Annotated in this window: 13 protein-coding genes and 1 pseudogene; 6 read left to right on the top strand and 8 right to left on the bottom strand. The window is 61.9% G+C overall.

What is annotated here, in order from left to right; translation table 11 throughout:
• Positions 1-61: 61 nt before the first annotated feature.
• On the top strand, positions 62-2,236 hold the full coding sequence (locus K6N12_RS02880) for a TonB-dependent siderophore receptor (protein ID WP_222148701.1): 2,175 nt from the start codon (positions 62-64) through the stop codon (positions 2,234-2,236).
• A 181-nt stretch (positions 2,237-2,417) separates the two neighbouring features.
• On the opposite strand, the gene K6N12_RS02875 is transcribed toward K6N12_RS02880, so the two are convergent.
• Positions 2,418-3,335, bottom strand: a complete 918-nt coding sequence (locus tag K6N12_RS02875; protein ID WP_222148700.1) for a helix-turn-helix transcriptional regulator — start codon at positions 3,333-3,335, stop codon at positions 2,418-2,420.
• Between the two features lie 95 nt (positions 3,336-3,430).
• On the opposite strand from K6N12_RS02875, the gene K6N12_RS02870 reads away from it, so the two are divergent.
• A complete protein-coding gene (locus K6N12_RS02870) occupies positions 3,431-4,180 on the top strand; it encodes an SDR family oxidoreductase (protein ID WP_222148699.1) in 750 nt (249 codons plus the stop codon).
• A gap of 66 nt (positions 4,181-4,246) precedes the next feature.
• Here the strand turns inward: K6N12_RS02870 and fhuB are convergent, their stop codons facing one another.
• From fhuB to K6N12_RS02855, 3 genes are read right to left on the bottom strand one after another with little or no spacing between them, the layout of a single operon-like run.
• On the bottom strand, positions 4,247-6,214 hold the full coding sequence (gene fhuB / locus K6N12_RS02865; protein ID WP_222148698.1) for a Fe(3+)-hydroxamate ABC transporter permease FhuB: 1,968 nt from the start codon (positions 6,212-6,214) through the stop codon (positions 4,247-4,249).
• Positions 6,211-7,044: an iron-siderophore ABC transporter substrate-binding protein gene (locus K6N12_RS02860; protein WP_222148697.1), complete on the bottom strand. Its 834-nt coding sequence runs from the start codon at positions 7,042-7,044 to the stop codon at positions 6,211-6,213. Before K6N12_RS02860 ends, fhuB begins: the two co-directional genes overlap by 4 nt.
• 32 nt (positions 7,045-7,076) lie before the next feature.
• On the bottom strand, positions 7,077-7,568 hold the full coding sequence (locus K6N12_RS02855; RefSeq protein ID WP_097624295.1) for a GNAT family N-acetyltransferase: 492 nt from the start codon (positions 7,566-7,568) through the stop codon (positions 7,077-7,079).
• 161 nt (positions 7,569-7,729) lie between these two features.
• On the opposite strand from K6N12_RS02855, the gene K6N12_RS02850 reads away from it, so the two are divergent.
• On the top strand, positions 7,730-8,389 hold the full coding sequence (locus K6N12_RS02850; RefSeq protein ID WP_222135124.1) for a sigma-70 family RNA polymerase sigma factor: 660 nt from the start codon (positions 7,730-7,732) through the stop codon (positions 8,387-8,389).
• Here K6N12_RS02850 and K6N12_RS33970 read toward each other — a convergent pair.
• From K6N12_RS33970 to K6N12_RS02840, 3 genes and pseudogenes are all read right to left on the bottom strand, one after another.
• On the bottom strand, positions 8,280-9,467 hold the full coding sequence (locus tag K6N12_RS33970) for a PLP-dependent transferase (RefSeq protein WP_245426755.1): 1,188 nt from the start codon (positions 9,465-9,467) through the stop codon (positions 8,280-8,282). The two genes, K6N12_RS02850 and K6N12_RS33970, sit on opposite strands and share 110 nt — an antisense overlap.
• An 18-nt stretch (positions 9,468-9,485) precedes the next feature.
• A pseudogene (locus K6N12_RS33965) lies at positions 9,486-10,895 on the bottom strand (MATE family efflux transporter); the annotation flags it as partial.
• The gene (locus tag K6N12_RS02840; RefSeq protein ID WP_222148773.1) at positions 10,892-11,881 is read right to left on the bottom strand and encodes a GNAT family N-acetyltransferase; all 990 of its coding nucleotides are present in this window, start codon (positions 11,879-11,881) and stop codon (positions 10,892-10,894) included. The gene K6N12_RS02840 and the pseudogene K6N12_RS33965, both read right to left, overlap by 4 nt.
• Before the next feature lie 194 nt (positions 11,882-12,075).
• On the opposite strand from K6N12_RS02840, the gene K6N12_RS02835 reads away from it, so the two are divergent.
• Genes K6N12_RS02835 through K6N12_RS02825 form a run of 3 tightly spaced genes read left to right on the top strand, consistent with a single transcriptional unit; the run spans position 12,076 to position 17,659 of the window.
• Positions 12,076-12,294 carry an MbtH family protein gene (locus K6N12_RS02835; RefSeq protein ID WP_222135122.1) on the top strand — a complete coding sequence of 73 codons (219 nt, stop codon included), beginning with the start codon at positions 12,076-12,078 and terminating at the stop codon, positions 12,292-12,294.
• Between the two features lie 20 nt (positions 12,295-12,314).
• Positions 12,315-16,304, top strand: coding sequence for a non-ribosomal peptide synthetase (locus tag K6N12_RS02830; RefSeq protein ID WP_222148695.1), 3,990 nt, complete (start codon positions 12,315-12,317; stop codon positions 16,302-16,304).
• Positions 16,301-17,659 carry a lysine N(6)-hydroxylase/L-ornithine N(5)-oxygenase family protein gene (locus tag K6N12_RS02825; protein WP_222148694.1) on the top strand — a complete coding sequence of 453 codons (1,359 nt, stop codon included), beginning with the start codon at positions 16,301-16,303 and terminating at the stop codon, positions 17,657-17,659. Before K6N12_RS02830 ends, K6N12_RS02825 begins: the two co-directional genes overlap by 4 nt.
• Here the strand turns inward: K6N12_RS02825 and K6N12_RS02820 are convergent.
• Positions 17,632-18,348, bottom strand: a complete 717-nt coding sequence (locus K6N12_RS02820) for a 4'-phosphopantetheinyl transferase family protein (protein WP_222148693.1) — start codon at positions 18,346-18,348, stop codon at positions 17,632-17,634. The two genes, K6N12_RS02825 and K6N12_RS02820, sit on opposite strands and share 28 nt — an antisense overlap.
• Between the last annotated feature and the right edge of the window lie 254 nt (positions 18,349-18,602).

Here is an 18,602-nt window from a genome sequence, read left to right as displayed (position 1 = left end):
TGTTGACAAGAGGCCCCCCGCTCCATAGGTTCCGCCCGCATCCGTGAGGTAGGGACCAAGAATGGCGCGTGTTTTTTTGAACGTTTCTAATATTGTATCGCAAGTTTACAGAAATAGCCTGTTTGCCACGACAGCTTTGATTGCGATCGGTATTGCAGCCTCGCCGGCTGCCGCCCAGAGCGCGGCGACAGGTGGCGCCGCGACGGCATTGGAGCCGATCGTCATTCAAGGTGCAGCCTCTGATAGCAAGACGGACCGGACGTCGGTTACGGCCAAGAACAGCTCGGGCGCGACCAAGATCAGCGCGCCGCTCGTCGAGACGCCGCGTTCCATCTCGGTCACCACCGAGAAGGAAATCGAGCAGCGCGGCGCCCAAAGCATCATCGAGGCTGTGCGCTATACGGCCGGCGTGACGACCGGGCCGAACGGCTTCGATCCGCGCTTCGATCAGATCTACATTCGCGGCTTCAACATCACGACAGTCGGGGACTTTCGTGACAGCCTGCGCCAGCCCTATATCAATTATGGCATGTTCCGCACCGATCCCTATCAGCTCCAGCGCGTCGAGGTGATCAAGGGACCGGTTTCCGTTCTCTACGGTGCGGGATCGCCGGGCGGCCTCGTCAACAAGATATCGAAGCTCCCGACCGAGGAGCCGATCCGCGAAGTTGGCATTACCTACGGCACCAAGGATCGGGTGCAGGGGATGTTCGATTTCGGCGGGCCGATCAGCGAAGGCAACGACGATTTCCTCTATCGCATCGTCGGCCTCGCCCGTCGTGGCGATACCAATTTCGACATTGCCGACGACCGCTATTTCCTGGCGCCGTCGTTTACCTGGAAGCCTGACGAGGGCACGACTTTCACGGTGTACGGCCTGGCGCAATCGGACGAGACCGACTCCAACGTCGGTGCGATCACGACCTTGGACGGCAAGATCCACGAGCTCAGGGCGAGCGATCCCGACTACGACTACCAGAAGGTCAAGCAGCAGCAGATCGGCTATCAGTTCGAACACGAATTCGACAATGGCCTGACCTTCCGGCAGAACCTGCGTTATTCGCATCTCGACCTGGAGGCCCGCTATCTTGGCGTGACCAGCTGGACCGGGACTGTCGCGCATCGCGGCACGAATGCGATCCGCGACGAAATGAACGTTTTCCAGGTCGACAACCAGCTTGAAGCGAAGTTCGACACGGGCCCGTTGGCTCATATGATGCTGTTCGGGCTCGACTACACCAATCTCCAGTCGAGCTTTGGCTACGGGGCCGGTGCTGCTGATCCGGCGTTCGACTTCGATATCGCCAATCCGACCTATGGTGTCTCGGGCGCCACGCCGGACTATAGCATCTTGGCTTCCGATGCCGACCTGCGGCAGCTCGGCATTTACGCCATGGATCAGATCGAGGTCGGGAATTGGCGCTTCAACCTCGGTGGCCGGCAGACCTGGGTGAACCAGACGCGGGATGCGACCTTGCCCGCGGTCAGCTCGGAGGAGGTCGACAAGAACGCCTTCTCCTGGCAAGCCGGTGCCCTCTACCTCTTCGATAACGGCATTGCTCCCTTCGTCTCCTACGCCACATCGTTCGATCCGGTGACCAACCGTTCGACCTCAGGCAAGATCCTGGCGCCGACAGAGGGTGAACAGTACGAGCTCGGCGTGAAATACCAGCCGCCGGGCTCCGACATCCTCCTGTCGGCCGTTGCCTATCACATCGTCGAAAAGAACAAGCCGGTGCTGGTCGATCCGCTGTTGTTTGCCTATGGATCGATCGGTGAAGTGACCGGGAAGGGCATCGAACTCGAAGCCCGCGCGGCGGTAGCCGATGGCTGGGATCTTATTGCGGCCTACACTTATAACCAGTCAGAAGTGACGGGAGGCGGTGAAAACGAGGGCAATACGCCAGCCTTGACACCCTCGCACGTCGCGAGCCTCTGGGCCAATTATACGTTCCAGGAAACCAACCCGTTCCATGGCCTGTCTGTCGGCGCGGGCGTTCGTTATGTCAGCGAGAACTGGACGGACACAGCCAATACGTCGAAGAACCCCTCGAGCTTCTACATCGACGCATCCACCTCATATGATTTCGGCGCGGTCGACAAGAAATACGAAGGCCTGACGGCGGCCTTCAATATCCGCAACATCGCCGACGAACGGGACACCGTCTGCAACGAGGGCTTCTGCTATCTTGGCCAGGGCCGCAACATGACGGGGACCCTTAAGTATCGGTGGTAAGGTAGGGCTGCAGAGCCGAATAGGGCGTCTCGGCGCGCCTTCGATTGTCGATCATCTTGTCGCCCACCAGGCCGTCGACCTTGACGGCCTGGTGGGTGATCAGGCTCTCAAAAGAGTCAAGCAGCGATTTTGAGCGGCCGGAGCACTGCAAAAATCGACAAACAATCGGCGGTCAACCGAGCTATACGGCGGCGTTCGCGAGGGTCCGTGCCTGCTCGGCATATCTCGAGGGCGGCAATCCGACGAAGCGGGTAAAGGCCGTGCTGAACGCACTTGCGGAGCCATAGCCGATGCGCAGCGCTATCTCCTGAATTCCGATCTGGTCCTGCCTCAGCAGATTTTTGGCGAGCGCCATGCGCCACGATATGAGATATTCCATTGGCGCCAGGCCCATAGCGTGCCGAAAGCGAGTGAAAAACGCCGACCGCGACAGGGCCGCCTCATCGGCAAGCTGTTCCACCGTCCATTCCCTGGCTGGGTCTTCATGCAGTCGACGGATGGCCAGGGCCAGACGTGCATCCTTGAGGCCTCGCAGAATTCCGCGAGGCGTCTCCTCCCCGACATCCGACCGCAACGCCTCGACAAGCAGGACTTCCAACAGCCGGGCAAGGATCATGTTCTTTCCCGGCCGCTCAGCACGGGCTTCGTCGGTAACGAGATGAACGATCGCCGACAGCCTGTTATCGCCGCTGATATGGATGATTTGCGGCAGCAGGGAGACCAGCAACGCCGCATCAGGCGAGCCGAAAGAGAAATGGCCGACGAGCAATCGTGCATTCGCTGCACCCTCGGGGTCACCGTGGCGGGTTTCGTCCGGGAGCATTGTCACGGTGAGGGGATCGATCCCGGGCGACAACTCAGCGCCCAGACTCGACATCGTGAAGCAATGAGCCGCCGGGATCAGTACGAAGTCGCCTTCCCGCAGAATAATCCGATCGTCCTCTGCGCTGAGCTGTGAGGCACCCTCCAGGACCACGCAGTAGAATGGCTGGCCAGTCTCCTGGCGATCCACGCGCCACATCCCTGCGCCGCTGACCACCTTTGAATACCGCGCAGCTGGCTGCAGCAGCGTGACGATGTCCGCCAAAGGGTCGCTCATCGATACTCCGGATAATGTAATATGGACGATGCATGATATACAGTATCGATACCGCCGTCTACATCTACGGCCGTCAGCATAGACAGGAGACACATATGAAGACCGTTCTCATCACCGGCTGCTCATCAGGTTTCGGGCTGGAAATTGCCAGCTTCTTTCTCGCGCAGGGCTGGAAAGTGGTTGCCACCATGCGAACGCCGCACCAAGACCTTCTGCCGCCGTCGCAAAATCTCAAGATCCTCGCGCTGGATGTTACGAGCCCTGAAAGCATACATGCTGCGCTTGACGCCGCCGGTCCTGTGGGCGTGCTGGTAAACAACGCCGGCATCGGCTGGCTCAACGCGGTTGAAGGGACGTCGATGGAGACTGCCCGCGATCTTTTCGAGACGAATACGCTCGGAACCATTGCGATGACGCAGGCGGTTTTGCCGCAGATGCGGGAGCGGCAGGAAGGGGTCATCGTCAACGTCACCTCAAGCGTAACCCTTAAGCCGCTTCCGCTCCTCTCGGTCTATACGGCCAGCAAAGCCGCGGTGAACGCTTTTACCGAGTCCGCCGCGCTCGAGCTTGAGGCCTTCAACGTGCGTGTGAGGATCATCCTTCCCGGACGCGCGCCGCAGACGCGGTTCGGCGATACGGCGCGCTCGCGGCTTCAGAAACAGGGCGGTTTCCCCGAAGCCTATTCATCGGTCGTTGCCGGCGTATTCGCGTCGTGGGAGAAGCAGTCTGAATCGGCCCTGACACAACCCGGCGACGTTGCCGAGGCGGTATGGCGCGCTGCGACCGATCCTTCCTCTCCATTGCGCATTCCCGCAGGCGCCGATGCCGAGGCATTGGCGAGCTAATACCGTCAGGCCATCCTGCTGGAGCCTTATCGGTGCAGGCTGGTGCTGCGGACGGCGGTCAGTTTCTCACGACCGCCGGCGCAGAACGATCAGCAGCATCGGGGCTCCCACAAGGGCCGAGATCAATCCGGCGGGGATCTGATAGGGAAAAGCGATCATGCGCCCCGTCCAGTCGGCGAGGACGAGAAGGGCCGCCCCAATGAGGGCGGCGGCCAGGAGCTGGGCGGCGGGCCGGCGAAGGCCGAGCCCGTGGGCAAGGTGCGGCGCCATCAGGCCGACGAAACTCAATGGGCCGACGACGAGCGTCGCCGCCGCAGTCATGATCCCCGAGAGACCGAATAGCACCGCACGTGCGGGAACGATCCTGAGGCCGAGTTCGCTTGCCGTCTCGGTTCCAAGCTGCAGCAGGGCGAGCCAGCGGCTGGTGAGAAAGGCTACGGCCAGGCAGCCGAGCGCAATGAGAAGGGCGCTTGCCGCCACCGCATTGTCGACGAAATAGGTCGAGCCCGCCATCCAGCGGATGAGCGCCAGGCCGCGCGGATCGCCGCTTGCGGCAAGGACGCCGATCCCGGCATCGAGTATCGCGCCGAGGGCGATTCCCGCCAGCAGCACACGGTTCGGGCCGAAGCCGGAATGCGCACTCAGGAGGAAGATCAGGGTCAGCACAACAAGGGCGCCGCCGCCGGCAAAGGCTAGCTGGATCGTTAGGCCAGGTGCCGCAAAGGCGAACATGGCCGCCGCAACGCCGAGCGTCGCCCCCGCCGATACGCCGAGCACCTCGGGGCTTGCCATTTCGTTTCCGGTCAGCCGCTGCAGAATGAGGCCCGTCACGCCGAGCACGGTTCCGGCGCCGAACGCGGCGGCGACCCGCGGCAGCCGAAGGGGAAGGATTCCGTCCCACGCGGCGGTTGGCAGCCATGTCCAGGCGCCGTCGGGTGCGCGGCCGAAGAAGATCGCGGCAGTCGCCAATGCGATGACCAGGACGAGCAGAGCAGCGAAGGATGCCGTTTGGTTGTTGATTGCATGTTGTGGTGACGCCACGCCGGGCAGCGCGCGTGAGGCTGTGGCAAGGCGTGGGAGAAGAGCGATCAGGATCGGGCCGCCAAGCAATGCCGTCACCGCCCCCGTCGGCACGAAGTCGCCTGGAGCAACAAGCTTGATCGCCTGATCCGTCAGGAGCAGAAGGCCGGCGCCTGTAATGGGAGACCAGATCAGCTGGCTGAGGATGCGCCTGGCGCCGGCAAGCCGCACGATCTGCGGAGCGACCAGCCCGATGAAGCCGATGACGCCAACGGCGCTGGTGACGAGGGCGCTGAGCGCAATGGCAATCGCCAGCATGAAACCGCGGGCCCATTTGATCGGCAGACCGAGGCTCGTTGCGCCGGCATCGCCGATCTGGCTCAGCGTCAACGGTCTTGTGGCCAGAAGGGCAAGCGCGGTGAGCAGCGCCACCTTCGGCAGCAACGATGTCGGAATCACCCAGCTTTGCTGCGACAGCGATCCGGCGCCCCAGATGAAGATCCCGGAAAGATACTGATCGTTCATCAGCACCAGGATGGCCGCCGCCGCCCCGCACCAGAGGCCGACGATCATACCGGACAGGATGAGGGAAAAGGGCGAGAAGCCATGCCGGGCGCTGATCGAAAAGATGGCGAAGGCGGCTGCGGCACTTCCGGCAAGCGCGACCGCGTCCCGGCCCCATCCCGCCAGTGAGGGAACTGCGAGCATGACGGACACCAACGCCAGATTGGCGCCGGTGGAAATACCGAGCGTCGTCGGCGAGGCCAGCGGATTGCGCAGCACCTGTTGCAGGATCGCGCCGGAGAGTGCGAGTGCTGCGCCGGCGATCAGGGCTGTCGCCATGCGCGGCAGTGTCGAATAGAGGAGAAGAAGACGCTCGGCATCATAGCCGTCGGTCGCCGCCTTGAGATGAGGCAGCGCCGTCCAAACCTCCAGCACGGCAAGGGCCAACCCGGAAAAGAGCAGGAGGCCCGCAAGTGCGGGCGCCCCGAAGGGAGAAAATCTGGCCTTCATCTGGCTGAGATCTCCAGCGTATCGACGACCAGGGTCGAAAACCGCAGCGCCTCCTGCACCATTCCGAACATCAGAACGCCTGGAATGACCGAGATCCGCTGCCGCCTGACGAAGGGAAGGCTGGTCCAGAGCGGGCTGTCGGAAAGCTGCATCAGGGCGTCGGGTGGAAGCAGCGGCGAAACGATCATGAGATGCGCTTCCCGGTCGAGTTCGGCGAGCTGTTCCAGGCCGATCGTTTGAAATCCCCAGTAACTGGCCTCGCCTTTCCAGGCATTCTCAAGGCCGATGCGCTTCATGGCGCCACTGAAAAGCCCGGGGCCGCCGTAGATGCGCGCATGCCTGTTGTCGATGAAATTGATGACGGCAACGGGGGGCGCAGACAGGTTTTTCGTCTGGTCGCGTAACCGATCGAAGGTGGCATCGGCATGGGATAGAAATGCCTTTGCTTCCTGTGTCCGTCCGATCATCGTGCCGAGCCGTAGCGTTTCGGCGTAGGAACAGTCGAGTGCCTCGTTGTGCTCGGCATAAATGGTGAACCTCTCCACCGGCGCGATCCGCGACAGTTTATCGTCCAGTGCCGCAAGGAAAGGGGTGCTCAGAATGAGCGACGGCCGGATGCTGGTGAGGACTTCGAGATTGATCTCCGACGTGGTGCCGAGATCGACGACGCCGGCCGGCATCGTCGGCGTGACCACCCATTCCCCCCAGTTTCTCAAGGAAACGACGGCACGCGGCGCCTCGCCGAGCGCAAGCATTGTCGATGCCAGCCCGTAGTCGAGCGAAACGACGCCGCCGCCTCCGGCACGCACGGTTGCGGGTGCGCCGGTCATTGCCAGCGCACCAAGCAGAAAGTCTCGTCGTCTCAAAGCGTCGTCTCACCTGCCTGGACGCCGGCAAGCGGCTTGACCATGAACAGGCACGGGTGATCCTCGTGCCATAGCTTTGCAAAGACCTCCGCCCTGATAAAGCCGTTGCGGTCGTAGAAGCGCCGCGTCGCCTCGAATTGCGGTTCCTCGCGGTCGCGCGGGGCGAGCGTCTTGACCGTCAGCAACCGGGCACCCGCTTCATGGCTGAAACGTTCGGCTTCGTCGATGAGATGACGTCCGGCGCCGCGGCCGTGATGTTCGGGGCGTGTCGCGATCAGTGCGATTTCGACGGCATCAGGCAGGTGCGGCTTCAGGGCGATCAGCGCGGTGACGACATCCGCTTCGATATAGCCGAAGACCGGCAGCTCCTCGATCGCCTGGGCGCTCGCTTCGATGACTTCGGGTTCCGAAAACCAGTCGGGCAAAGCCCTCATGATCGATCGGCAGAGCTCCGCCTTGCCCGTCAGGATCTCAACTGTCCTTCCCATTTTTCTCGCTTTCACTCCGTCGATTTAAACTTGACTCCTGTTATCACCTTAAAATAAACACTGCAATCAAATCGTGTACTTTCCTGCAAAAAAGAGCGCCACGACTACGTCGACCAGTAACGACAAAGCCTGTTTTCCATTTGTAAAAAGGGTACGGGACAATGCAAGCATTGCATCGCGATGTGAATGGAAATGCCGTTGTCAACGCTATGATCGAAAACAAGGATAAGCTCCTTAAGACGATTGAAAGCGTTGTTAAATCAAGGTCATATTCTGAGGATATCTTTCAGGATGGTGTTATTAAAGCTTACGGGGTCAAAACCGATGGTATTCGTTGCCCGATCGGTTACGCCTTTCGGATGGTTTATAATCTCGCACTCGACGAAAGCCGCCGCCGCCGTCAGCAGATGAACAACTATAGGTCGATAGATCAGGTTCAGGAGATCACGGCTCCCATCCCAACTGTGCTCGACCAGCTTGTCGCCGCCGAGACGCTGCGCGATGTGCTTGCCTCGCTCGAGGCCTTGCCGAAGCGCACCAACGATGCCTTCATACGGCACCGCCTCAACGGCGTGCCGCAGAAGGATATTGCCGCCGAACTCGGCGTCTCAAGGACCCTCGTCAACTTCATGATCAAGGCGGCGGAGGAGCATTGCCATCTCGCGATGGCCGAACCCCTCCTGCGCCCCGATCATGCGCACCGGCAAGTTGTTAACGTCTCGCAGCGTGCAGCGCCTGCTGCAAATCGTTCCACAGCAGTTCCGGCTCTTCCAGGCCAACGGCGAAACGAACCGTCTGCTCGCTCACGCCGAACCGGATGAAGGAAGTCATCCGGTCGGGGATCTGCAGCGCCACCTTGGCGGGGACCACCAGTGTTTCGGGTCCCCCCCAGCTAACGCCGAGGCGGATGTCGCGGAGACTATTCACAAAACGGGCGACGTCGATATCGGGATTGAGGTCGAAGGCGAACAGCCCGGCATAACCCGACAGCGTCGCCCGACCGGGATGATCCTGAAAGGCCGGGTGACGGACGCGCGCGATCGCCGAATGCTGTTTCAGCCGATCGGCCAGCAGAAGCCCGCTGCGCTCATGTTCCTTCAGCCGGACACGCAGGGTCCGCATGCCGCGCAGCAGCAGCCAGGCCTCGAACGGCGAGAGCTTGGCGCCGACATAGGGATAGGAGGTCGCGTTGATCCGCGCGATCGCCTCCTTCGAGCCGACGACGACGCCGGCGACCGTATCGCTGTGGCCGCCGAGATATTTCGAGGCGGCGTGGATGACGATATCGACGCCGTGCTGGATCGGCTTCTGAAACAGCGGCGTTGCCCAGGAATTGTCGATGATGGTGGTAACGCCCGCCTCCTTCGCCATGGCCGACAGCGCCGCAATATCCTGCAGCTCGAAGACGAAGGATGTCGGGTTTTCGAGATAGAGCAGCTTGGCGCCGGAGAGCGCCTTGCGGACCTCGTCGTGGTCGGCGGGATCGACGAAATCGACGGCGACGCCGAGCCGGTCGAGCAGTTTAACCAGAAGACGGTAGACATCATTATAGAGGTGGCGGACGGCGACGACCCGGTCGCCGGCCTGCACCAGGCTCAGAATTGTCGAGGTGATGGCGGCCGTTCCGCTCGAAAAGGCGCGCCCATCCTCGGCGCCCTCGAGGCGGGCGACCAGGAGTTCGAATTCGCGGACGGTCGGATTGTCGCCGCGCGAATAGATGTAGTTGCGGGTGCGGCCGGCGAAAACATCCTCCATCGCCTCGTAACTGTCATAGGTGAAAAGCGAGGTCTGGAAGATCGGCGGCGACACGGCGTTGAATGCCGCCGGATCGACGGGCGTGAAGAGATCGTCGGCGACTGCATGGGCGCCAAGGTCGTGCGGATTGATCGATTGGTTCATGGTCATCCTCTCATGGACAAAAGCTGGATAGGGACGGATGGAGGTCAGACGGCTGGTGGAGCGCTGCCGGAGTGCGCTGAGCGATCTCACCAGGCAGACCGCGGACAGCAGGCCGGTCAGGGCCGAGGCCAGGAACATCGCGGCCAGCAGGCCTGAAAAGCCGAAGAAGGGCGGCAGGAACGCAAGCAGCGGAAAAAGCAGATAGCCGTTCTGCGCCAGGCCGATGGCAACCGCCGCCTTGGGTCTGCCCTGCGCCTGGAAAAGGATCAGCACCGTTTGCCGCAGGCCGAACAGCAGAAGCGGAAGATGGGTTGCGACGATCGCCTGCCCGGCTATCCCGATCGCTGTCACATCGTTGGTGAAGAAGGAGGCAAGCTCTTTGGAGAAGGCAAGCGCGGTCAGCCCACAGGTGCCACTCACCGCACTCGTGACCGCTGTCAGGATGCGGGTTGCCGACAGCACCCTGGCCATATCGCCTCGACCCCAGGCAAAGCTTAGGATGGACTGGGCCCCAAGCGAGATGCCGATAACGGGAAGTGTTCCGACCGCAAGCAGCCGCAAGGCAATCCCAATGCCGGCAATGCCGGCTTCTCCGTGATAGGTGGCGGCGAGCGACACCATGATCGCAATCGCGCCTGCCGTCGTAAGGCTGGTCAGCGTCGTCGGCGCCCCGACTGCAAGGACGGGCCTGAGAGTGCGGATGTCGGCCAACCGCCAGTCGAGGCTCAGCCGGACCGCCCCAAGCCGCCTGATGTGGTAGGCGCCATAGATGGAAAGCGCGACGAGCTGGGACAGGATGGTGGCGATGGCAACGCCTTCTAGGCCGAGGCCGAATCCGAAAATCATGATCGGGTCGAGGATCATGTTCAAGGCAAAGCAGGCGACCAGCGTCCACATGCTGAAGCGGGCGTTACCCTCGGCGATCGCCAGGAAATCGAGAATGATCTGCGCCATCGTCAGCGGGACCGAGATCGCGATGATCATCAGGTAATGTTGCGCAAGCGGCTCGATCGCGGGCGTGGCGCCGAACAGCAGCAGATCCGGAAAGGCGACGAGTGTGAGCGCACTTGCCGCGCCGAAGGCGACGCCGGCAGCAAGGCTGATCGACGCAATGGCGCCGGCCCGCGAGCGGTTGCCGGCGCCGAGCATCCGCCCGACCTCGGTTGCGACGCCGACGCCGATGCCTTCGCCGAAGGCGGCGATCAGCATCAGGATCGGCAGGACGATCATGATCGCGGCGATCTGGTCTTCGCCGATCATGCCCACGAAGACCATGTTGATCGTGTGATGCGCGGCATTGATCGACAGGCCGAACATGGCCGGCAGTCCTAGCCGCAGCAGCAGCCTGAGAAGTTGAGGATTGGCAAGATCTTCCGGGGCGAGGCGCCGTTTGCGAAGACTGCCGCTCATCTCGCTCATATCGTTCATGATGCGGGCACCCAGAGATGGTCGCCGAAAAAACGCTCGCGGGTCAGCATGACGAACAGCGCCCGCTTGTGCGGAAAATTGAAATGCTTGACCTTGGCGAAACCCGAGCGATCGAGGTTGCGGATCTGCTGCTCGTGACTGGCGCGCGGCTCGCCGACGATGCGCTTCGTGCGCGGATCGTCTAGGAAGATGAAATGCATCAGCGAGGGAAGCCAGGCGCTGATCCATTTCTTGCCGCGATAATCGGGTTCGCCGATCGCGACATGCCAGCCGCGGTCATAGTCGTCGGCATCGTAGAAGGGGCCGAGCCGGTTTTCCTTGGCCCAGTAGACCTCGAAATAACCGAAGGGGATGTCCGCGAAACTGCCGATCAGCGGCAGGACATGCGGATCGGCGATCCGCTCCTCCAGGATCTCCCGGTGCCTGTCGAGCGAGCCCGCATCCTCCCAGATCGTATTGACCTGCTCGTCGTTCATCCAGCGATGGAAGGCGGCAAGATCGGTCTCGGGATCGGCCACCCGGAAGCTGATGTCGCGTTCCAGCCAGGGAATGAATCGCCGGTAGACCGTGCCCTTCGGCTTTGCCGGCCGGCGCGGATGATAACGGCCGGCGGTCATTTCCTGCACCGGCGGCAGCGGGTAGCTGAGCTGCGGCAGCCAGAGCGACGGCCATTGCCAGAGGATCTCCGAATCCAGCGTGCCGCCGGCGCCGGAAATATGCGGCGGGAGGCTCGCCTGATGCCCGTCGAAGACGACTGATCTGATCGAGCGATCTTCCGCCGTCACGGCTTCGGCGGCCGCCATCAGAAGCTCGGCCGATCGCACGGGATCGCCGTGGTAGAAGGTCAGCGTCGCGGTGTCGGCCTCGACCTCGAATGCGGCCTCGTGGTGACCGTGCGCGGTCTTCAGATGGATAAGATTGGGTGCGAGGCTGATGTAGCTGCGCGACTGCAGAACGCGCCTTTGTTTGGCGGCGTCGAAATCCATGATGTTCTCCTTGACCGACCGGGCTTTTGATGTGGCGAGCATGAAGCCCGCTCTTCTGCCGATTTGGTAGAATGACGATCCATCTCTGGGCGAATTTAGGGGTGAACGAAGAAAAAAATTCTCAGCAATTTTCTAAACCGCAGCCATCGGAATTCGTCATTTGCGCATGACATCAATCACCGCAGGAGCTTTCGATGGACAGTTTTGAGCCTCGCGACGATCTCTGGATCGCCGTCATCGACACCGAGCACCACTACTCGGTCTGGCCGCAGGACAAGCGGATTCCCACGGGCTGGGAGCCGGCCGGCTTTGCCGGTTCACGTCAGAAATGCCTGGCCCATATCCGCGACGTCTGGACGGACCCGCGTCCCCTCTCGCTGCGCTCGGCAATATCAGGCGATGCGCGTCTCTGAATAACGTCCGGATCCCCAAGATGAACAAGCAAATCACAAATTTCGCCGATGCTTCCCCGACCGATGCTGCAATGGATGCGGTCTTCGAGAGCTTTCCGCTGACGATCGCGCAGAAGCGCATCTGGTCACTGGAGCAGATCGGCAATTACACCGTCTTTCCCGACCAGATCATCGGGCTGCGTTTGAGCCCGCCAACCGACCTCGAGATGATTGTCGGCGCCTGCCGGGCGCTCATGGCGCAAAATGCGTCGCTTGCTAGCCGCTTCCGCCGGCTGGCGGGCGGCCGGATCGAGCAATATCGCGGCGCATCGAGCGCGGTGCCGATCGAGATCCTCGGCAGAGACGGCGCGGCCCTTTCCGAGCCGGATGCGTCGGCGGCAAGGAAAGCCTTCCGCGACAAGCGCTTCGATCTGCTAGAGGAGCCCGGTGCACGCATCCAGATCATCCGGCTTGCCCAGGGGCAGTCGCTGCTGACGATCGTGCTGCATCCGATTGTCTGCGACGACCACGAAAAATCCGTTCTTGCCAGGTCGCTGGCGCGAATTCTCGATGGCGAGCCCATTGGCGACATGCATCCGCTGGAAATCTCGGCCGGGACGCGGGAGGCCGATTGGCTGGAGACGGACGAAGCGCGGGAAGCGCTTGCCTATTGGCGCGACACCATCGGTCTCGACTATGCGGCCTCGACTTTTCCCACCCGCTTCAACAGCGGCGGGCTGGCAGGCGTGGCGCGCGCGCAGCACCGATTTTCGATCGAGGCCGACCTCTGGAGCAAACTCGAACGGGATGCGGCGGGGAAGGGCGTTCCGGTCGAGCGCGTGCTTCACGCCGCCTTCTGCGCCCTGCTGGCCCGCTACAGCGGCAACTACGCTTTGCTGACCGGCCTTCTCGTTGCGCGGCCACATAAGGAGCATTTTGCCAGCCGCGGCCGTGCCGAGCAGGTGCTCCCGATCATCCTGTCGCTGACCTCGAGACATTCTCTCGACGATATCATAGCGGCGATCTCGTCGGCGAGCGAAGAGGGGCAACGCCGGCTCCTGCCGCTGGAACGCATCACCCAGGAACTGGTCGTCGACGAAGCCGCCGCCCAGGAAGCCGTGGTCAAGGCGCTGTTCGAATTCCGCGGACGCTATGCGGTGCCCAGCCACGCCACAAATCTGGAGCCGCCGGGCGCCCGCGCCGACAGCGAGCTTTCCCTGGTGGTCGAGGCGCATTCGGGCGGCGCATCCGCGCTGATCGACTACGCGCAGGATCTTTATGACGGCGCCCTGGTTGCCCGCATCGCCAGGCATTTCGGCCTCCTACTCGAACAGATGGTCGCCCAGCCGAATGTGAGGATCAAGGATATCGAACTGGTGGGGAGCGAAGAGCTGGACTGGCTGTCGGCGCCTTACGAGGATGATGCCGTCAACGACGACAGGCCGGTGCATGAGCTGATCGCAGCCCATTCGCGCCGCACGCCTGAGAAGACCGCGATCGTCTACGGTGACGAGGAATGGAGCCATGGCTGGCTGGAAGCAAACACCAACCGCCTCGGGCATCGGCTGCGGCAGCTCGGCGTTCGCGCCGAGGTGACGGTCGCCATCTTCATCAAGCGCTCGCCGGAGGCGATCGTCGGCATTCTCGCAACGCTGAAGGCCGGCGGCGCCTATATTCCCGTCGAGCCCGACCACCCGCCGGTACGCAACCACCACATCCTGCGCGACGGGGGCGTCAAGATCGTCCTAACCCATAGCTGGCTGCGCCATCGGCTGCCGGAAGAACTCGACGCCATTATTCTCGAACTCGACAAGATCGACCTCGACGGCGAGCCGGATACGCCGCTCTATAGTCCCACGCACAAGGATCAGCTCGCCTATGTCATGTACACGTCGGGCTCGACCGGATTGCCGAAGGGCGTCGCCGTCGAACACGGGCCGCTGACGCACCATCTGCAAAACACCTCGCGAGTCTACGGCATGAGCTCGGAATCTCGTGAGCTGCCGTTCCTGCCCTTCAGCTCGGATGGCGGCCATGAGCGGTGGATGAACCCGTTGATGGAGGGCGGCAGCATCATCCTTCCCGATCAGCCGCTCTGGACGCCGGAAGAGACATTGACGGCGATGCGCAAGCATGGCGCCAACAATGCCAGCATTCCCACAACCTATCTGCAGCAGCTGGCGGAGTGGGCTGACATCACCGACGGGGCGCCGCCGATGCGGCTTTACTCGTTCGGCGGCGAGGGGCTTGCACAACCGACCTTCGATCTTCTGTCGCGGGCACTGAAGGCGGAATGGCTGATCAACGGTTACGGTCCCACAGAAACCATCATGACGCCGATGGTCTGGAAGGTGAGGGCCGGTACGAAGTTCCAGGGCGTCTATGCGCCGCTCGGCCGCGCCGTCGGGCTGCGGCGCGTCTATGTGCTCGATCCCGATCTCAATCTTTGCCCGATCGGCGTCACCGGCGAACTCTACATCGGCGGCGAGGGCATTGCGCGCGGTTATCTCGGCAAGCCGGATACGACGGCCGATCGCTTCATTCCCGACCCATTCTCCAAGGAGGGCGGCCGGCTCTATCGCTCCGGCGACCTGACGCGTTGGCGTGAGGACGGAACCGTCGAATTCGTCGGCCGCGTCGACCATCAGGTGAAACTGCGGGGATACCGCATCGAGCTCGGCGAGATCGAAGCGGCCCTCCTCCAGCAGCCCGGCGTCGGTGAAGCGCTGGTCGTGCTGCGCGATGACGATGCCGGCGAGAAGGCGCTGGTCGCCTATGTCGTTCCGAAGAAGGACGAGACGTTGAACGTCGAGACCGTCCGCGCCGGCCTCGAACGCAGCCTGCCTTCCTACATGGTGCCGGCGGCGGTGGTCGAACTGGAAAAGATGCCGACCAATCCGAACAGCAAACTCGACCGCTTCGCGCTGCCCGCACCCCAGCCGGTCCGGCGCGAAATCGTCGAGCCGGCGACCACACTCGAAGAGGAGGTACTGGATGTCTGGCGCCAGGTTCTGAAGCTGGAAGCGATCAGTGTCGAGGATAATTTCTTCACGATCGGCGGCAATTCGCTGGGCGCGATCCGCATTCTTTCGCAGCTCAGGCAGCGCCGGCCGAAAACGCCGCTCACCGTCGCCGATATCTTCAATAATCCGACCATCCGCGCCTTTGCCGGCGTGATGGAGCAGGGGACCGAACGCGATCTGTCGCAGGTGATCGTGCTGCGCGCTTCCGGCGCCAAGCCGCGGCTCTATTGCTTCCCGGGGCTTCTCGTCAGCACCCGCGAATATGTGAAGCTGGTCGATTATCTCGGCGCCGACCAGCCGGCGACCGGCTTCATTTGCCATTCGCTGTCCGAAAAGAAGGAAGTCGGCGCGCCGATCGAAGAGATCATCGAGAGCTATGTCGATCATATCAGGACCCACAGCAAAGGCGCGCCTTGCACCTTCCTCGGCTGGTCCTGGGGCGGGCTTCTGGCCTACGAGGCGGCCCGGACGCTCGGCAACGAGGTCGACGTCAGGATGATGGCGATGGTCGATGTTTGCGACCTCGGCTCTGAATTCGCGATCGGCGGCAAGCCGAGGTTCCGGCCGGGCGAGCGCGACGCGCTGCATCGGGACGTGCAGGCATGGCTGCAGAAAACGGCGATGCGCCCCGAATGGGACCGGCTGTTGTCGACGATGGACGCGGATACCTACGATCAGTTCCTGCGTTTCGTCGGCGACGAGAAGGATCCGCTTCCGACCGACGGGCCTGACATCAGCAGCCGCGAGCATACGTTCTGGGTGCTGATCGACAATGCCCTGATCTTCCGCAAGCATCGGCTCGTCCCTCACGATGTGCCGATCTATCCCTGGGCAGCCGACGACAGCCTCAATCGCGGCCTTAACCTGATTGACTGGCGCCGCCTGTCGCCGCGGGCGCATGCGGCCGAAATCATCACCGGCACCAACCATCTGCACATGATCGGGTCTCCCGCCTTCCATTCAAGGCTTGCCCTTCGTCTCAAGGAAACAGAGAAGGATTTCGCATGACCGTCGCTTTTACCCGCAGGGATGCCGTCAACGAGCCGCTCGATCTTGCCGGCATCGGCATCGGACCCTCCAATCTGAGCCTTGCCTGCCTGCTGGAATCGGTGCCCGAAGTTCGCAGCCGCTTCTTCGAGCGGCGGGACGCATTCGACTGGCATCCCGGCATGATGATGCCCGGCGTCGAGTTGCAATCGTCCTTCCTGAAGGACCTCGTCACGCCGGTCCTGCCGACCAGCCGCTGGTCGTTCGTTTCCTATCTGGTGGCGCATAAGAGGCTCTATGCCTTCCTCAACGCCAATTATGACGCCGTTCCGCGGCAGGAATTCGCACGTTATCTCGCCTGGGTCGCCAAGGGCGTGGAGGGTTTGCGTTTTGGGACTGACATTCGCGATGTCGAGCACCGCGACGACCGTTTCGTCCTGCGTTTCGACAACGGCCAGGAGGAAGCGAAGAACCTGGTGATCGGCACGGGATCTTCGCCCTTCGTGCCCGACTGGGCAAAACCCTTCCTGGGTGCCGATTGCTTCCATAACAGCGAGGCGAAATCGCGTATCACCGATCTGCGTGCTGGCCGCATCGTCGTCGTTGGCGGCGGCCAGAGCGGCGGCGAGGTCGTCGAAGCCTTGCTTGCGGACCCGAGTTCGATGAAAGAGCTTACATGGATCAGCCGACGACACAATTTCGAGCCGATCAACGACACGCCGTTTTCAAACCAGGTCTTTTCGCCTGAATATGTGCAGGCCTATCTGAAGCTCGGCGGCGAACAGAAGCAGGCAGCCTTGAAGAATTCGATCCTGACCAGCGACGGCCTGTCGATTTCGACGATTCATTCGATCTACCGCCGTCTCTACGCGCTGCGTTATCTCGAGCCGAGCACGCTGAACGCATCTCTGTCGCCGAGCCGCGACGTGATCCAGATGGAACGGAACGGCAATGCCTATCGGCTCATCGTCAGAAATCAATTCGACGGCGGGATCGAGGTGATGCATGCGGATGCGGTGGTGCTGGCAACCGGCTACCGGTTCCGATTGCCGGATGCGCTCGCGTCGCTGGGTGAACGGATAACGCTCGACAGAAACGGCTATCCCATGCTCAACGACGATTACACGATGCAATGGACAGGCCCGCGGGCAAACCGGCTGCTGGCGCAGAATGCAGGTCGATACTCGCACGGTATCGCCGACTCTCAGCTCAGCCTGATGGCTTGGCGCAGCGCGACGATCGTCAATACGCTGCTCGGCCGGCAGCATTTCGACGCGGAACCGGACAATGCGCAATTGGCCTGGGCAACGGAGACGGCGTCCGCAATGCCGCACCAGCTCAGAGCCGGCTATTCGGACGGGATGCTGTCGTCCTGAAATATCCGTGTCGAAATGCCGGGGAGCCCGGATTGAGAGCAGGCAGCCAGCGCCACGACGTGCCGGCTGCCGCTTTCGATGAGACGGTGGTGCCATCGCCGATCGCGATCGCCGCCGACCATGACGGGGACGCCATCCTTCCAGGCAAAAGCGATATTGCGAGGATCCTCGCGCAGCCCGACGCCCAGCGCCTTCAGATGGCTCTCCTTGAGCGTCCAGAGCGCGACAGCCGCTTGCGCGCGTTCGCGGGCAGACAATTCCGCGAGCCAGCGTCGTTCGTCCCCGCTGCAATAGCTAGCCACCGCCGCCTCTTCGATCTCGACGTCGATGCGTTCGCAGTCTATTCCGACGTGATCACATCCTGAAGCGACAGCGACCGTCACCAGCCCGTCAGCATTGGCGAGGCTGAATTGCGGCGCATCACGACCATCGAGCCTCAGCTTGCCGTCCTTGTCCGCAGACAAGACCAGCTCGCCTGGCGCTGTCCCGATAGATAAGCTCAACAGCCGTCGCAGGAGGTAGCGGCCGGCCATGAACGAGGCGCGATCTCCTTCGAACCGGTAGGTCGCCGCCCGATCCCGTTCCTCCTGTGAAAGCGACTCCATCCAGCAATTCCAGTGGCGTTCGTTGTTGGAATATTGCCAGAGCGCGATTTCAATTCCGGCAGGGTGATTGTCCGATTGCTGCATAGGTCCATTATCTCTGCTCAACACCGCGTCGCAAGCACCCGATCGTATCGAGAGGATTCAGCATGGGTTATTTTTGCTCGCGATGGCTGTTTTTCTGCGGGATTCCAGTAACTTGAGGTCGTGACGTCGTGAATTGAACGCGGAAGTAACTGTCCGCGCAAAAGATTTCCGCAAACCGAACAGGGCCCATTGTTTAGTTAATACTAAATTATTGAATCTGGTGCGAGATTTTGCATCAACCGGCAAGCCAGTCG

It is taken from the genome of Rhizobium redzepovicii (genome assembly GCF_019793435.1).
GTDB classification, from domain to species: domain Bacteria; phylum Pseudomonadota; class Alphaproteobacteria; order Rhizobiales; family Rhizobiaceae; genus Rhizobium; species Rhizobium redzepovicii.
This window is presented reverse-complemented; position numbering and strand designations above follow the sequence as displayed.

Bases quoted from the DNA above. Each gene is read 5' to 3' on its own strand.
- K6N12_RS02880 (WP_222148701.1), top strand. From the start codon at position 62: ATGGCGCGTGTTTTTTTGAACGTTTCTAATATTGTATCGCAAGTTTAC.
- K6N12_RS02875 (WP_222148700.1), bottom strand. From the start codon at position 3,335: ATGAGCGACCCTTTGGCGGACATCGTCACGCTGCTGCAGCCAGCTGCG.
- K6N12_RS02870 (WP_222148699.1), top strand. From the start codon at position 3,431: ATGAAGACCGTTCTCATCACCGGCTGCTCATCAGGTTTCGGGCTGGAA.
- fhuB (WP_222148698.1), bottom strand. From the start codon at position 6,214: ATGAAGGCCAGATTTTCTCCCTTCGGGGCGCCCGCACTTGCGGGCCTC.
- K6N12_RS02860 (WP_222148697.1), bottom strand. From the start codon at position 7,044: ATGACCGGCGCACCCGCAACCGTGCGTGCCGGAGGCGGCGGCGTCGTT.
- K6N12_RS02855 (WP_097624295.1), bottom strand. From the start codon at position 7,568: ATGGGAAGGACAGTTGAGATCCTGACGGGCAAGGCGGAGCTCTGCCGA.
- K6N12_RS02850 (WP_222135124.1), top strand. From the start codon at position 7,730: ATGCAAGCATTGCATCGCGATGTGAATGGAAATGCCGTTGTCAACGCT.
- K6N12_RS33970 (WP_245426755.1), bottom strand. From the start codon at position 9,467: ATGAACCAATCGATCAATCCGCACGACCTTGGCGCCCATGCAGTCGCC.
- K6N12_RS02840 (WP_222148773.1), bottom strand. From the start codon at position 11,881: ATGGATTTCGACGCCGCCAAACAAAGGCGCGTTCTGCAGTCGCGCAGC.
- K6N12_RS02835 (WP_222135122.1), top strand. From the start codon at position 12,076: ATGGACAGTTTTGAGCCTCGCGACGATCTCTGGATCGCCGTCATCGAC.
- K6N12_RS02830 (WP_222148695.1), top strand. From the start codon at position 12,315: ATGAACAAGCAAATCACAAATTTCGCCGATGCTTCCCCGACCGATGCT.
- K6N12_RS02825 (WP_222148694.1), top strand. From the start codon at position 16,301: ATGACCGTCGCTTTTACCCGCAGGGATGCCGTCAACGAGCCGCTCGAT.
- K6N12_RS02820 (WP_222148693.1), bottom strand. From the start codon at position 18,348: ATGCAGCAATCGGACAATCACCCTGCCGGAATTGAAATCGCGCTCTGG.